The sequence below is a fragment of the Streptomyces sp. NPDC001514 genome (assembly GCF_053597075.1).
The window spans coordinates 171,464-187,999 of the sequence record NZ_JBSFHO010000003.1 but is presented as its reverse complement, the minus strand read 5'-3'; the positions used below and the strand labels follow the sequence as shown (position 1 = coordinate 187,999).

Below are 16,536 nucleotides of genomic sequence, written 5' to 3'. Positions count from 1 at the left end.
GGGCGCACGTGAGCGGGCGGGACGGTACGGGAGGCGCGGGGCCATGGACGATCAGCAGCGGCCGGGGCACGAGTACGAGCCGGGATCGGGCACCCTGCACGTCTTCGGGCAGCAGTTGAAGCTGTGCCGGGTACGGGCGGGGCTGGAGCGGGCGGAGTTGGGGTCGATGACCGGGTATTCGGCGTCGACCATTGCCTCGTTCGAACAGGGGCGCCGGATTCCACCGCCGAAGTTCATCGACAAGGCGGATGAGGTGCTGGATGCGGGCGGGTTACTGAAGGCCAGCAAGGAGGAGGTGGCGAGGGCCCAGTATCCGGCGTTCTTTCGGGATGCGGCGCGGTTGGAGGCCGAGGCGGCTGAGCTGCATCTGTACGCCGTTCAGGCTGTTCCGGGGCTCTTGCAGACCGAGGAGTACACCCGCGCACTGCTCACCAAGCGGCGCCCGCTACTGGCTGAGGAGACGATCGAGCAGCGAGTTGCGGCCCGCCTCGCGCGACAGGAGATCTTCAACAACTGGCCAGCTCCTCTCATGAGCTTTGCCATCGAGGAAGCTGTACTTCGTCGCCCCTTCGGCGGCAAGTCCGCTCTGCGTGGCCAGTTGGAGCAGTTGCTTCTCATCGGCGAGAAGCGCAACGTGGAGATCCAAGTCATGCCCCTGGATCGGGAAGACAACGCAGGGGTGGACGGCCCGTTCACCTTGATCACGCGGAAGGGCGGAGCCCAGGTCGTGTACTTGGAGGTACAGGGTCGCAGCACCTTGGTCACAGACCCGGAGGAGGCCCGTGCCATCGCTGCACGCTATGGGATCATCCGGGCGCAGGCTCTCACGCCACGAGAGTCGCTTGCATTCGTCGAGAAGTTGCTGGGAGAGCTATGAAGATCGCGGAGACCAACACAGCGGTTGCGGAGCTGGTCTGGCTCAAGAGCAGTTACAGCGGAGCCGAGGGTGGCGAATGTGTCGAGGTCGCGGCCTGCCCCGGCACCACCCATGTCCGTGACTCGAAGGACAAGGCAGGGCCGACCCTGCGTGTGGCTTCCGCGGAATGGGCAGCCTTCGTGGAGTTCGCCGCGCAGGGCTGAGCGCACAACGACGGCGCCCCGCCACCGGAAGCGATCCGGTGACGGGGCGCCTTCTTTGTACGCACCTGTACGCGCGTCTCAGTCTGCTTTCTTCGCCCGACCGCGTGTCTTCTTCTCCGGGCGCCACGACCTGAGGTCATCCGCCGAAAGGCCGTACTTCCCACGCTGCTCGTCCAGGTACGCCTGGTACTCCTCGGCCGGGGTCCCGCCCCACTCCTCGTCATGCTCACCGTGCCACTGGTGAACCCAGGGCATCAGCTCCTGGATGCCAGCGATGAGCGGCGTGAGGCGGGCAGTGTCCCAACCTGCCTGCTCGGTACGGTCATTGATCACATTGACCAGCGCCTGCACCTGATCCTTGTGATCCCAGCCGGCCCAGCCGAGCAGAACCGTCGGGTCGGAGTCGGCCGACGCCTCGGGGTAGGAGATGAACCGCTCCTTGGGCACGTCGAGCTTGCCGCGGTGCGACCAGTAGGAGTGCTTGAGGAAGTCGGCACCGCTGTACTTTGGCGGCACGGGGATGTTGAGCCGCTGCCCTGTCTTGTCTTCCTCACGCTGGAGGTCCCAAACCTGCTCCCACTGCTCGCGCTTACGCAGACCCGAATCCTTGTAGCGCAGGGCGGCGAGGTACGGGACGTGCTCTGGTGCGACGATGTCCGCCAGCACTGTCGCGAGGGATGCGTCCCGCTTGCCCATGTGATCGGCGGCGTACAGCTCGGCGACCGCCCGAACGTTGGCATCCTGCCGAAGAGCGTCAGCAAGCTGGGAGACGGTCAGCGTACGGGGCGCCCGGAAACCGTCACGAAGGCCGAACCACAGATTTTCATCCTCACATCGGTCGAGCAGCCAGGTCCGGAGGGCAGCCTTCTCCTTCTTCTCCCAAGGGTCGTCAGTCCAACGGCGCTTGCACTCAGGGCGCTCGATAAGGGCAAGGTCCTTACGGGAGACGATGACGTCGATCCGCGCCTGGACCGTAGTCTTGTACGCGTCGGGCCAGTGGGAGGGAAGCTCGACGATGGGTGTCGATCCGTGTCGCTCAAACCACGCGGTCTCTGCCTCGCCCGCCGCCATGGCGCGCGCCAACACGATCTCGAACGCCCGCTCCCCAGGGGCGATTTCGGGAAGGTCGGCCGGACTAGCTACGGTTGTACGCCCCACCTCGTTGGGCGTGAGCAGGCCATACAACCCGTAGACGGTCCAGTCCAGTTCCTCCTGGAGCGCAATCATCCGCGCGCGGTTGCGTGTGTGGGCGGCGTGAGCCTCGTCCAGACTGGCGCGGGCTGGTACCCCAGCGGCGGCGACCACATCAGGCTCGTAGGTGGCAAGGTCCCGGGAGAGGGAGTCGATGGTACGGCCGTGCTCAAGTGGCAACTCGGCCGCGAGAGGAAATTCCTGCAGCTTGGTTCCGGTGAACTCGTATGTGTTCTTCCATGCCTCACTTCCGAGCGCCGCGTAGCCCGCCTGAACTCGCGCTCCGCCACCCTCACCCTTGTTGTGACTAACTTGCTTGAGCCAGAAGCAAGCCAAGGACGAGTTCAGTACCCCAAGAAGCCCAAGGAATGTGTCTCCCTGCACCCCCGAAGGCAATTTGATCACAGGCGCGTGACGGTTATAGATCTCACGCCCACGCCCCAGAGAGAAATGATTGTGCGTGGACACAGAGGAGAATGTAATCGACCAGGGGTGGGCACCTAGATCTTTGGGGATCTGATGCCACTCATACCAAGGGCGACCATCGCTAAAGTAAGTACCCTTCGAAAACGTCGCACGCCGGCCGAGCTCAGTGCGAAGAGCCCACATCCTCTGCGCATGATGCGGTATCTGCTCTAGAGGTACCAAATCCCTTGACGCGCCGTATGGATGAAATGCATGACTCTGAGCCACGGATCCCCAGTCTCGAACTTCATCCCCTACAGTCAAAGGCCGGTGAAATTCGGGTTCCGTCCGCTCGCGTTTAAAGACCCTCCCTGGCGCCATCATCGCATCATCAGCACCCATGACGCCGTAGAATCCGATGCGAGTAACCAGCGAACCCAGCCGATGTGCCATCTGCTCATCGATAGCAGCGAATACCTCGCCAGCGCCGCCTCCACTCAAGGACCACGGATATTCCCCATAGGTGCTACGGTCGGCATCCAGAACAGTTACCCATTCAGATTCGCTGCCTGGTCGATCAAGCTGATCAACAATCGCACGCCACACCGTCCCGCTGGCTGCATCGGATGGCTGACCAGGTTCCCCCTGCACACCCAACACTGCCCGAACTCGATCCGTCCCCAGCCCATTACGGTTCCGCCCGACAAGAATCACCGTGGGCGTGCCGTGTCCCGGAATGTACGCCCCGGAAGTGTCGATCACGTGAGTCACATCGACTTTCGGAAAGAACTCCTCAATCAACTTCTTACCGAACTCCCGCTTCATGAACGAGTTCGCCGTGATCTGACCAGTAATCCCGCCGTCCCGCTGGTCGCCGCCCGCCCGTACCGCTAGCTCGAAGATCCTTTGTGCGAACGGAACAGACAATGCATACTTGCGCGCACACGCGTCGTACGCCTTCCGGTAATTCTCGTTCTCCTGCTTGTCCTTCACCGTGATGTACGGCGGATTCCCCACCACCACGTGGTAGCTCCCGCGTCCCAGCAAATCCACCCGGTCCGCGTAGTCCCACACATCCTCGGTCCGGTACGCGAACGTCCGATCCTCGCCCCCGAACAGCGTGTCCAGCGTCTCCGTGATCGTCTCCGCGCCCCGCCCGTGCAGCAGCGAGTCTCCCACCGCCACGTTGATCGGGAACTCCGGAGCCGCCGCCAACCGCCGCTCCCCGCACGCCTTCAGCACGGCCACCAGCAGCCGGAACCGCGCAATCGCCACCGCGAACGGGTTCTTGTCGCAGCCGTGCACGGACTCCAGACTCCGCCGCACCAGCTCCCAGGCCTCGGTACCCGGCTCCGCCTCGCGCCACTTCTTCAGCAGCCGCTCGAACATGCCCAGCAGGAAGTGGCCCGAGCCGCAGGCTGGGTCGATGCACCGCAGCCCCCGCACCACCGGGTCGTCGCCCTTCCAGCCCTTCGGCTTGTGCTTCCAGACCGGGTCCAGACCGAACTCCTCGACCGCCGGCTCCAGCGTCAGGTCGAGGATGAACTCCTCCACGAACTCCGGCGTCTGGAGCAGCGCGTACGTCTTCCGCGCGTGCTCGCTCAGGTCCTGATACAGGTCGCCCAGGAACCGGGTGTCCAGGTCCTCGTCCGTGAAGTCGTGGATGATCTCGCCGTCCGCGCCCCGCTCACGCCAGAACCCCAGCAGCCGCGTCGCCGCCTCGTACGAGGGGCTCAACTCCCACAGCGCGTTGTGATTCCGGTCGAAGAGCCCTGCCACCGCAGCATGCGTCCCTGCCAGGTGATCGAAGCCCGCCACGAGCCAGTCGCGGTCGTTCAGTTCGGGCCGCTCGCGGAAGAACGCCGCCTGGCGGTCCTCCGCCTCCGCGAGCCGCTCCCCGGGGCCCGCGATGAACGGATCCTCGACCAGCCCGTTGTCCTCGCAGAACCGCACGAAAACCGTCGCCAGCACCCACGCTGCCGCCGCCTGCGTCACGCGCTCGTCACGCCACGCTCCGTACGTGGCCGCCGTACGGTTCGCCTCCCGCGCCGCCGCGTACTCGCGTTCAAGATCCGCCCGGAACTCGTCCACGGACTCCGTCCGCGCCCGCAGGTCGTCCTCCAGCGCGGTGACCTGCTTGCGCAGGTCTTTGAGCAGTGCGGCCTTGTCCACCACCGGGGCGCCCCTCTTCTCCGTCACGCAAACCCACCCATACGTTCAGCCGTCCATCCTGCCAGCTCGGGAACCGGCTCCGGACCGGTCCGCTCCCCCCGTACAGCGACCTGTCCGCTGTACGGGCGAGACCACCGCAGGAACCCCGAGCCGAGGGGACTCAAACGATCACCTCGGCCCGCCGGCGCCCGCGTCCGTCAGTCGCCCTCCCCCGGCATCAGCCCGCCTCCCGTCTCCCGAATCGAGCCTGCCGTCACAAGCGTGTCCACATCACCCGTGAGCGCATCCCTGATGTCCGGTCCCAGCCGCGTCCATCCGAAGAAGCGGGCAACCTCGCGGAGCAGCTCCTCTCGGTGGACGCCGGGGCTCTCGTCGATGACGTGCCGGACGACGAGCTGCCGCTCGACCGACGGGACCTGAGCGACCTTGCGCGCGGACGTCCGCGTTTGGGTACGGGCGAACGTCACCTCGCCGTCCGGCAGGGCGTACGCCTCGCCGATGCGGGTGATCCTGCCTTTGGAGAGGAGCTGACGCAGGGCATGGCCGATGCGCTCCCTCACGACTCGGCCGGAACTCGAAATGCCCCAAGCCGAGCGCACCCGCGTGAAGACCATGTCCTCGGTGATCGGCCACTCCGCCGTGATCACGGCCAGGGCGACGTCGGCGACGACGCCCGACGCCTCGGGGTCCTGGAGCTCCACCCCCCGCATACCGCGCCGCTTGGAGGAGGTGATCCGCAGGTTGACGAGCTCGACCTGGTTGGCCTCCTGGTATGCCCGGCTCCAGCTCGGCGGCCCGTCGTCGACCGGCACGTACCTCACCGTCTGCCCGGGGGCCGGCTCGGCGGGCGCACCGGCCCCGGCCCCGGCAGGACCGCTCGGCTCGCCTCGCGGCGGCACGCCGTCCGCAACCGGCTCGGCCGTGGCCGGCAGGTGCGTGGGCTCCGCGGGCTTCACCGCGTGCGGGTCCTCCGCGCACGCGGCCTCCACCGCGGCGCGCAGGCGCGCCATGGCGTCACGCCGGCTGCGGTACCAGTCGGTGCCCCAGATCCGGTGGAGCTTCCAGCCGAGGTCACTCAGCACCGCCTCGCGCAGCCGGTCGCGGTCGCGGGCTGCGCGCGACGAGTGGTACATGACTCCGTCGCACTCGATGCCGAGCGCGTAGCTGCCCTGGGCGGCGGGGTGCCGTACGGCCATGTCGATGCGGAATCCGGCGACGCCCACCTGTGGCTGCATGGAATAGCCCCAGCCGCGCAGGACGTCGAGGACCTCCTCCTCGAAGGGGCTCTCGGGCACGGCGTCCGGGTCCGCCGCCGCGGTCTCGAGGATCTGGGGGCCGTGTTCGGCGTACTGGAGGTAGCGCTTCAGGTGCTGGACGCTCTTGTTGGCGCTGTCGCTCAGCTCACCCCCGTAGAAGGAGGCGACGACCTCCATACGCCGTCGGGCGCGGGTCACGGCGACGTTGAGGCGTCGCCAGCCGCCGTCCCTGTTGATGGGGCCGAACGTGGAGAGCAGCTTGCCGCGCTGGTCCGGTCCGTAGCCGATGGACAGGATGATGACGTCGCGCTCGTCGCCCTGAACGGTTTCCAGGTTCTTGACGAAGAAACCGTCGAGGCGGTCATCGGTGAAGAAGCGGTCCAGGTCGGGCCTGGCGGCCCTGGCCTTCTGAACGGCTTCCTCGATGGCGTCGGCCTGTGCCTTCGACAGGGCGACCACGCCCAGGGTGAGGCCGGGGCGGGTGGCGAAGTGGTGGATCACGCGCTGCGCGACAGCAGCCGCCTCGCCGGGGTTGTTGCTGCGGCCGCCCCGGTCGTAGACGCCGTCGGCCTTGAAGAACTCCACGCCGACGTCCGGGCTCTGCTCCAGCGCGCCGGGAAAGGTGACCATGGAGTTCTCGTAGAACTCGTGGTTGCTGAAGGCGATGAGGTGCTCGTGGCGGCTGCGGTAGTGCCACCGCAGCGGCAGGCCTTTCAAGACACCACTGGCCTTGCAGGCGTCGAGCACGGACTCGAAACTGTCCGCGCCGTCCTCGTCCCACTCATCGTCGTCATCGCCGTCGCCGCCGGCGCTGAAGAAGGACGTGGGCGGCAGCTGCTTCTGGTCGCCCGCCACGATGAGGGCGTCGCCCCGGTAGACGGAGTTGACGGCATCCTGCGGCAGCACCTGGGACGCCTCGTCAAAAATGACGACGTCGAAGCGGAAGTCCGGCGGCAGGAACTGACTGACCGTCAACGGGCTCATCATGAAACAGGGCTTGATGAGACGTACAACCTCGCGGGTCTCGCTCAGCAGGCGTCGCACGGGCATGTGGCGGCGCTTCAGCTGCGCCTGGTGGCGCAGCACTGCGGCCTGCCCGACGGAGGTACGGCGCGGGCGGCGGGCGTTGCAGGCCGCGATGACGTCGGCGTGGGCCGCCTCCACCAGATCGCGGTCCGCCGTACGGAAGCGCTCCACCAGTTGGTCACGCTCGACGGCGCGTACGGGCTTGAGGCGGGCATCGAGTTCGAGGCGGCGCTCGATCCAGGCGGTGAGGACCGCGCGTTCGACGGCGGCAGGGAAGTCGTCGGCGGACACGTCGCGCTGGGCGAGCTGAGTGGGCAGATCGTCCAGACCGTAGTCGCGCAGCCGAGCGAGGGCCTCTGCGCAGGAGGTCCAGGCCTCCGGACCGTAGGGGTCGTCGTCCAGTTGGGACAGCCACTGTCTGGCAGCCGTCAGAGACTGTCCAAGCTCGCTGCGCAGCTCGCGGGCCCGCTGCTTCTTGAAGTGGTCGGCGAGACTGTCGCGCTGGCGCTGCCAATCCGCGTGGCGGACCGCGACCGACGGGTCGGCGGGTGTCGTCAGCATCATCTGGGCGGCCGATGCCGACAGCGGTGCGGCGTGGCTCCCGTGGGCTGTCCGGCGGACCTTCTGAGCCCAGTCCCGGGCGTCGAGAACAGCGTCCCGGTCGGTGCCGGTCCCCCGGTAGAGGTCGCCGAGCAGCTCCCGGTGTGCGGGCGCATTCTGAGCGAACCGTTCCTCGGCGGCGCGTGCGTCGACGACCGCAGTCACGGCCTGGCGGGCACGGGAGAGGGACAGTCCGGTCACGGCGTGGGCGCCGTCGGCGACACGGGCCACCGAGTGGATGAGGTCGGCCGCGTCCTCGAAGGGTTCGACATGGGCGCGGAACCAGCGGGCTGCCTCGTCCAGCGGGCCTGCGACAAGCCGGCTGCCAGAAGCCGCGAGATGCGGCTGGGCGGCGTGCTGTCGCCAGGCGTCCAGCTCGGTGCGGATCTGTTCGGTTTGCCGCAGGACGTGGTGGGGCACGGGCCGTTCGTCGGCCAGGTGCTCGGCGAGACGTGCCCGGAGCGCGGGGTCGGCGAGGGTGTCCGGCGCGAGCCGTTCCACCGTGTGCGCGGCCTTCAGCGCGCGCAATAGGGCGGCGGTGTCAGGGATGCCGTCGGGGGCATACCGGCCAAGTAGTTCGCGCTGCGTCTCACCGGCGCAGGAGGCCTCCTCACGACCGGTCATGTCCCAGGCGCGGCACAGCAGCTCACCGGTCGTTGCGTGTCCCGACGCCTCGCCCCCCGTGGCCGCTTCGCGCAGTCCCGCGGGGTCCGTGTCGAGGCCCTGGTACCAGGGGCCGAGGAGCCGTCGGTCCGCTTCCTCCTCGGAATCGAATGCGGCGGACTCCCGTCGGCCCTCCTGCGCGGCCGTGATGGCGATCCGTGCACCGGCGAGCGTGTGCGCGAAACCGGCACCGCTGTCGCGGCGGCCGACCGTGGTGACCGTGTCGAGCAGGGCGACGGCCTGAGCGAGCGGATCGAGGTGGGCGCGCAGCCAGCGGGCGGCCTCTCCCAAGGGGCGCTTGGTCAGTTCGTCCGAGTCGGCCGAAAGCGGCGCGCGGTTCAGGTCCTGCTGCCAGGCGCCCAGTTCGTCGCGCAGCGCGACGCCTTGGTCGAGCAGCTCCGGGGCAGAGGTGCGGCCGTCCGCGACCTGGTCGGCCAGCAGGCTCCGGCGGTAGGGGTCCAGGACGGTGTCCGGTGCGAGCCGGTGCACGGACTCGGCGTGTGTCAGGGCCGCTTCCAGGGACTGCGCATCAGGCAGTTCCGTACCGGCGTAGCGCCCGAGCAGTGCGGAGTGTGCGCGGGCCAGCGACCGCAGGCGGTCGTGGGCCGTGTGCCAGGCGAGGGCGAGCGGCAGCCGGTCGTAGAGCTCACTGCGCCACGATCCCGCGACCGTGATCGCGGCGAGTGCCTTGCGGTCGGCACGCACAGCGCCGGACAGCATGCCGCCGATACCTCGTGAGCCTTCGGTCAGACGGCGGATCAGGTCCGGGAGTTCAGGTGTGGCGACGGTCTCGGGCCGGAAGATGTCCCGCGCGGCCCGCTCGGCGTCGGCCAGCCGGCGGGCGGCATCGACTATCTCCGCGCAGACCTCCCGTACCCGAGGCAGCACCTGCGGGTCGAGCCAGGTGTCCACTGTCCGGTGCGGGACTGTGGCCAGCTCGACAAGGGCGACCAGGTCCTCGGCCTCCTGGGTGCTCCGGGGCCGGCCGCGGCCGAGCAGCGCGGCCGCGGATGCGGCATGCCGCTCGGCCGACTCAAGGGTCGTCGCCAGGCTGGAGAACCACTCGGCGAGGTCAGCAGCCTGCGTGCGCGTGAGCGGGGTGATGTCCAGGCCGGCGGGCTCCAGATCGGCGAGGGCTCGTTCGGTTGCCGGCGGCTCCGCGCCGAGTGCGGCGGGAAGCTCCGCCCAGCCGGGTCCCGCCTCGGCGGCAGCGCGTGCCTGTGCGGACAGAACCGTGTCGCGTCGGGCGAAGAACGCGCGCAGCCCGTCGGCGACGAAGTGTGCTGCCGCCCTGTCCGCCTCGGCCGCGCCGCCAGGCACGAGCCATCGTTCGAGCGGGCGTTGGGACACGCCCGCCAGCGCGACGATGTCGCACAGGTCATCGGCCGCCGCCACGCTGCCGGGAATCTCCAACCCCAGCTGCTGTGCGACACCGGCGACGCTGCGGTGCGTACGCTCGAGATCGTCCGCGGTCTTCTCGAACTCGCGGGCCAGCTGGGCGGCCCGTTCCTCCGTCAGTGCGGCCGGATCGATCCCGGCCGGAGACAGCGTGCTCAGCGCGCGCTCGGCCGCGCTCGCCTCTGAGGTGAGCCGCGCCGAGAGCTCCTCCCAACGATGACCGGCCGCCGTGCGGGCTGCGTTCTGCGTGCGGAGCACCTTCCTCAGCTCGGTGACGAAGTCGTCGACCGGGCCTTCCACAGTGTCAGCGAAGTCGGCGCTGGTCAGCCACGATTCGGGCACCGGGCGCCGTGATGCGATCAGCGCCAGGAGTCCGATGAGTCGAGCGACGGCCTCCTCGTCGTCGATCGGCTCGCCGTCGGACGCCAGGTCCTGGTAGCGGGACACGGCCGCGGCAAGCCCTTCCAGCGCGGCCATGGCCTGTTCCAACGCCGGCCGCGGATGTGGGCTACCCGCACGCAGGTCCCGCCAAGGGAAGGACGGGTCGGCGACCGCCTGCCAGGCGTCGGAAATGGCCTTCGTCGCCTCGATGACGAGGTTCAGGTCCTGGCCGCTGAGGGATGCGGCGTCGAATGCCTTCTGCTTCTGGGAGCCGCCGGATCCCGGGGTCAGATAAGCCACCGGCGCGTCGGAGAGCTGCCCCACCTTGCCGATCACATCGTGGAGGCTCCGCCCGAGGGGCTCACAGACTTCGTTCATCGCCTCCGCGTAGCCGCTGAGTGCCTGTCGCGCCTCGCGGGCGAGTGTGATGGCCTGCTGCGAGAGCTGCGGCGCGCGCGGCTCCTCCTCGAGTGCCCGGCCCAGTTCCTGCGCGACGGCACGGCGGCTGGTGTTGTGGCTGTGAAGGGCCAGGGCGTACGAGTCGAGACCTACCGACTTCAGCCGGTCGAGCACCACATCGAGCGCTGCGGCCTTTTCGCTGACGAAGAGCACACTGCGGCCCACGTGCATCAGGCCGGCAATCATGTTGGTGATCGTCTGGCTCTTACCCGTACCGGGCGGGCCGTCGAGCACGAAGGACTGCCCCGCGACGGCAGCCGCTACGGCCTGACGCTGAGAGGCATCGGCGTCGAGGACCAACGGGCTGTCCTCGGGCGGGCTCAGGTCGTCGATCCGGTCGAGGTCGATCTGCTCGAAGTCGAAGCGGTCGGAGGCCAGGCCCGCACCGGGACCGAGCGCCACCGCCTTCACGAGATCGCTGGCCAGGACGCGGCCTTCGTTGTCGAGCAGGTCCTGGTACATCGACTCCTTGTGGGAGGCGAAGAGCGCCAGCACCACACGCTGCGAGACCTCCCAGCCCGCCTTCCCGGCGACCGACCTGGTGACCGCTTCGAGGACGCCTTCCAGATCGGTGGGATCCTGTTCGGTGACAGGCGTCCAGTCGATGTGGAACTGCTCCAGCTTCACCTTCAGGGCCGGATTGAGCCGCGGCTCCTCCTCGTCGTTGGCCACCAGGCGAACCCGGCCGTTGGCCATGCGCACGATGCGGACCGGCAGCAGGATCAGCGGTGCGTCACTGCTCGTCGTGGCTCCGTCCTCGCGCCAGCGGAGCATGCCGACACCGAGTTGCAGCGTCCAGAGGCCGTAGTCGTTGAAGAGCTGGGTCGCCTTGCTGCGCAGGCTGTTCAGAGCACGCTGGAGCGCGGGGCTCGTGGTCTTCTGCGTCACGATCCCGTCGGCTGCGCCACGTTGCACGGCGGAAGAGCGTGGTTGGAGGCCCTCTGGGTCCTCGCCGTCCGGCTCTTCGTCAGGCAGCGGAGCGAACTCCCACCCTCGCTCCAGCCCCTCCACCAGCGTCCCGGCCGACGGAACTGTGATCTCCAAGGTGGCCGACTTCGTGTGCCGGAAGTTGAGGAGTCGATTTCGCCCGCTCAAGTCCACGAGAGACGTCCGCCACCCGGCCAGGATCGCCTTGAGCCGTTCCAGATCTTCACCGCCACCGAAGGCGCCCGGGTTTGCCACGCTCGTCCTTGCTGCTCGTCATCTCTCACTGGGGCCGACGGAGCAATGACGTGCCCTGGAGTCGGCATGCGCCCAGGGCAAAGCCGCAGCCGAAGGCACACCTTCTGGCCGCTTTAGTCCCGCTGATCCCCCCTGATTACGGAATCCTACGACCCGCACTGCGCAGAGTGAAGAGGCATATTTCAAAGTTCAAGCGCGCAGCGGTATCACGCCCCGCTGTCGCTTCCGGCCTTCAGTTCCTTCAGGAACAGCGAGTCCAGCACCGCCCACTCGGTCGCGCGGTCCACGACCTCCACCGTGCGGCCATCCAGCGACGGTGTCTGCTTCGGGTCCTCCATGGGGCACAGCCACCACAGCCCATGCGGCACCTGGGCCGGGCGCCGGGACGCCTGCTGGAGGTTCACCAGCAGGTCGTGGCCGCCGCCGTCGAAGTAGCGTGCGAGCAGGCCCGCGTTGTGAACGAAGAGCACTGCCTTGGGACCGGACGCCTCGGCGAGTGTGGTGAGCCGCTCGGACAGGCGCTCGGTGACCCGGTGGACGTAGGAGCGAAGTCCCGGCTTCAGCTCCCCGGTCTCGGTAAAGGCGGCATCCGCGCGCAGGACCTTGGACCAGTCCGTCCCCAGCTCCTCGGCCAGGGCACGGAAGACGATGAGGAACTCGGCGTTGAAGTCCACCGGAACCACACCGAATTCGGCAGCGAGTGCTGTCGCCGTGCCCGGCAGATCGGCGCCCTTGAGCGTGAGCGCGAGGAAGCCGCCGCGCTCGGCGGAGGAAGTCAACTTGGCACGCAGTACGGTCTGTGGGTCCCGGCCCGCCGCCGCAGCGGCCCTCGCCTCGGCAACGAGCACGCTCGTGCGGGTATAGGTGGAACTGGACCAGCGGGGCCCTTCGACCGCAGTCGGGAAGAAGCGCTTGCGGACGGCGTCGTACTCCAGCGGGAAGCCCGCCTCCGTCAGTGCATCCTCGATCTCGATGTACGTGGGTGCATCGGGAACCGGCAGCGACGGGAACCGCGCCTTGACGCGTGCGAGGAGCTCGCTGATCGAGATGCCAGACTCCCGACGAACGCCGGCGACCGCCTGGGAGATACGGATGGCGCGAGCCAGCCCCAGCGTCCTGGGGTAGATCTCCAGTCGCGGGGAGGCGGAAGCGTCCTGAGCGACCACTGCGGCGAGCCCGACCAGGCGGGTGTCGGCCAGCGGTGTCATGCCGTCCGGGGCCGGGACCTCGCGCAAGGTCCGCACGACCGTGGCCCGGCCGGGCAACGGGTCCTCGACGGCGAGCCGGTCTGCCTCGGCACCGAGAGCGGCCGCGTAGTCGGCCAGCTCCTGCGGCGTGGGGTCATCGGTGCCAGGCAGGGAGTCGAGTGCCAGCAGCACACGGGGTCCGCGGCGCAGCACCTCGAGGCGCGGGTCGTGTTCAGTGCCGCGCTGCAGGGCCTCGGCGTCCGCGGCGGCGCGGACGACGGATAGGGACTTCGCGAGCGTCCGCTCCGGGGTGTCGTCGCCGGCACCGTGCCGTACGCGCAGTTCGGCCGCGGCCTCCTGGACGGTCATCACCCGGCCCGCCTGGGCGAGGATCTGTACGAGTTCGTCGCGGATCTGTGTGAGCCAGTCGGTGGCTGCCCACTCCTCGATCGCCGCCACATGGTGGCGGGAGACTGTCGGCTGGCTGCTGCCGAGGTGCTTGGCGATGGCCGTCTGGGGCGGCCATGGGCCGAGTGGCGAAAGCTCGTCGCCCTGCTCCTTGGCTCGGGGCAGGCCGAGCGTCAGCCGGACGACTTCCGGGCGCAGATTGCCCTTGCGGGCCGGGGCGGGCGTGAGTCTGGCGGCCAGGGAGTCGATGGACTCGGCGGCGACGAGCTGGGCCGGCGCCTGCGGGTCGGCGGATGCCGCGGGCGCATGCTTGGGCGCTGCGGGAGTGGTCCCAGCAGCCGGGCGTCGCAGCATCGCCGTCCACTGCTTGTGGCGCCGATTCAGCTCCCTGCGTACCAGTGTGCCTGCGCCACGTGCCCGGGCGATGGTGTGCGGGGGGACGTCGAGCAGCTCGCCGACCGTGACGGCACCCAGCCCGTTGGCGACGGAGACCGCGCGGAGGGAGAGCCCTGCAGCGTCCAGGGCGGTGGTCAGCTCAGCAGCAGCGGCGGCCGTCTCGCGGGCCTCCTCCGTGCTCGCGGCGACGGCTCCGACAGTCGCGGGCGTGGTGGCCGGCTTGGCGGAGTCGGCGGCGCGGAAGATCTGCCGCCACGCGTCCTCCATCTGCTTGAACGTGTCGAAGCGGCGGTCGACGTCACGGTGCAGGGCACGCTGGAAGAAGGCGGTCAGGCCGTCCCGTAGCCCCGGCTCGAACAGCTCGGCAGCGACGAAGAGTTCCACGTCGTCGCTCACCCGGGGGTCTGTCTGGCCGTCCCCCCAGACGGGGCGTTCGCCCGAGGCCATCTCGTGCAGGGTCACCGCGGCCGCGTACCGCTCGGCGTGCCCGTCGTAGAGGGAGCGGCGGGCGCTGCCGAGGAAAGGGTCGAGGTAGCCGCGCGTGCCCGCGGTGATGTCCCGCTCGGAGGCGTCGGCGAGGGAGAAGTCGAAGAGCAGCAGCTCCCACGATCCGTCGTCGCGCTTGTGCAGTCCGAGGTTGTCCGGCTTGATGTCGCGGTGCAGGACGCCCTTTGCGGCGAGCTGGTCGAGGGCGATGAAGAGGTCGTTGCCGTACCGCTCCAACTGGTCGTAGGTCAGGCGTCCTTCACCGCGCAGCCGCGCACCGAGGGTCGAATCTCCCGCGTATTCGAGCGCCAGAACGGTGTGGCCGGCGATCTCACGCGGCTCGTCGAGCAGGCGGATGATCCGTCCGCCGCCCACGGTCTTGAGCGCCTGGGCCTCCGCGTACAGGCGGGCGTCCTTGTCCTGGTCGAGGGCGACCTTGAAGACACGTTCCTCGACGAGGGTCGTGCCGTCCGGCCCTTCGGCTTCCTCCAGCACGCGCTCGACCAGCAGCGCGCGGGCCGTGGCTCCCGTACCGAGAACTCTCCGAACGGTCCAGACCGCGTCCAGCGCCTGGCCAGGAAGCGCCGTCAGAGGATCCGACTCCTCGGTCACCGGCTGATCCGGCACGCTGGTCTGCTGCTCGGCCTCGTCCAGGAGGTCCAGAAACCGCTCGGCGGACGGCAGACGGTCCACGACCTCGGCACGGGTCGCCCTGTAGATCAGGTCGTCGAGGGCGTCGGAGAGTCCGTCGGCGACGGCATACGGGTGCAGACCGCCCTCCGCCGACAGGCGTTCGATGAGCGCGCTGCGCTGCGCGGCCGGGGGTTCGCCGGTGAGCAACAGGTAGGAGAGCGCACCGAGTCCGAACAGATCCAGGTCCACCGGGTCGGCGAACTCCTGGTCCGTCTCCGGTGCCAGATAGACCTGGGCGGCGTCCTCGATCAGCCCGCCGTCGAGCGGCGTGTCACCTATGGAGCGCATCGAGGTGGTGTCGAAATCGCGGGCGGCCGTCTGCCAGTCGGTGATGCGTACGACGGGATCGGCGCCGTCCTCCTTGGCGGAGACGTAGACGGAGCGAGCGGCCAGCGCACGGTGGTAGAGGGAGCGGTTGTGGGCATAGCGGAGCGCCTCAGCGAGCTGGCGTACGAGGTCGAGCCTCGTCTCCGGGGTGAGCCTGCCGCCGTAGGCGTCGAGGTAGGCATCCAGTCGCAGATCGGTGTGGCGGTGGCGGAACAGGATCGCCGGGCCGCCCTGATGCTGACGGATCTGAACGGCCTGGGCGACACCCCGGTGGGCGATGCCCTGAAGTACCTGGTACTCGCGGCGAGCCGCCCGGTCGGCGGCGTGCCTGGCGGCGTCGCCGGCCATCTGCTCGACCAGGTATATGCGGACCCGCCCTTCTTCCTGGACGAGACCATCGTCGCGGACGGCGAGGCGGTCCTCCCAGCCCGGGCCCGCGTCCAGGACACCGGGCTCGAGCTTCCAGTCGTCGCCGTAGCGCAGGTGGGCAGTGGAATGGCTGATGCCGATCTTCTGCATCAGCTGCTCCAGCAGCTGGGCGGACTGCGGGGTGATGCGCCAGCTCTCCCGCTCCGGGGGTTTGCCGAGCAGGTCGTCCCAGATCTTGTCCAGCCCTCCGGTGCCGTCGTTGCGCCCGTACACATTGATCCGCTGGAACTCGTCCAGGCCACTGTCGAGACCCGGCGCGTGGAGGAAGACAGCCGGCTTGATGAAGGGGACACGGCGCGGGTCAACGCCCATGGAGCGGGCGGCACGCTCCAACTGTCCTTTGAGTTCCTTGCACTTCAGATCGGTGAGGTGCAGGGGATTCTTCAGCGTGCGAACCCGGTCGGCGTGGAACTGCCAGGTGTCACCGTGGTTGACCACCCGGCCCGGGTGCCCCTTGAGCTCCAGCAGATACAGGCCGCCAGGGACCGCGATGAACAGGTCGCACTCGTTCGTGCGGCCGGAGGCGGCGGTGAAGGAGAAGGTGGCCCAGGCTCGGTAGGGCTCGGCCTTCGGCATGAGTTGCCGGATGTGGTCGAGACCCTCCTGCTCCCATGTGAAAGCCGAACGGCGGGGCTGGAACCAGCGCTCCTTGCGCGGCGGCCCGGGCTTGGGCGCCGAGGGCGTACCAGCTGCCGTCACGGTGCGACCTCCGCGGTGTTCTCTGCACGCCTCGCGGCGCAAGTGTCCAGGTCACCGACCCTACCCTGCGCACAGCGGGCGATGCAGCGGATAAGTGG

The 16,536-nt window shown here is 68.8% G+C and carries 5 protein-coding genes; 2 read left to right on the top strand and 3 right to left on the bottom strand.

From position 1 onward, the window contains the following. Positions 1-43 precede the first annotated feature (43 nt). Both ACWCXB_RS05390 and ACWCXB_RS05385 read left to right on the top strand, forming a co-directional pair. Positions 44-877 carry a helix-turn-helix domain-containing protein gene (locus ACWCXB_RS05390; protein WP_450719227.1) on the top strand — a complete coding sequence of 278 codons (834 nt, stop codon included), beginning with the start codon at positions 44-46 and terminating at the stop codon, positions 875-877. Continuing rightward, positions 874-1,080 carry a DUF397 domain-containing protein gene (locus ACWCXB_RS05385; RefSeq protein ID WP_450719225.1) on the top strand — a complete coding sequence of 69 codons (207 nt, stop codon included), beginning with the start codon at positions 874-876 and terminating at the stop codon, positions 1,078-1,080. Before ACWCXB_RS05390 ends, ACWCXB_RS05385 begins: the two co-directional genes overlap by 4 nt. Positions 1,081-1,158: 78 nt before the next feature. Here the strand turns inward: ACWCXB_RS05385 and pglX are convergent, their stop codons facing one another. The 3 genes from pglX to pglW all read right to left on the bottom strand — a co-directional run bounded on the left by pglX (position 1,159) and on the right by pglW (position 16,438). Continuing rightward, the gene (pglX, locus tag ACWCXB_RS05380) at positions 1,159-4,851 is read right to left on the bottom strand and encodes a BREX-2 system adenine-specific DNA-methyltransferase PglX (RefSeq protein WP_450719223.1); all 3,693 of its coding nucleotides are present in this window, start codon (positions 4,849-4,851) and stop codon (positions 1,159-1,161) included. 194 nt (positions 4,852-5,045) lie between these two features. After that, entirely contained in the window at positions 5,046-11,813 is a 6,768-nt protein-coding gene (locus ACWCXB_RS05375) for a DUF3320 domain-containing protein (protein ID WP_450719221.1), read from the bottom strand. Between the two features lie 206 nt (positions 11,814-12,019). After that, positions 12,020-16,438: a BREX system serine/threonine kinase PglW gene (pglW, locus tag ACWCXB_RS05370; RefSeq protein ID WP_450719219.1), complete on the bottom strand. Its 4,419-nt coding sequence runs from the start codon at positions 16,436-16,438 to the stop codon at positions 12,020-12,022. Positions 16,439-16,536: the final 98 nt, after the last annotated feature.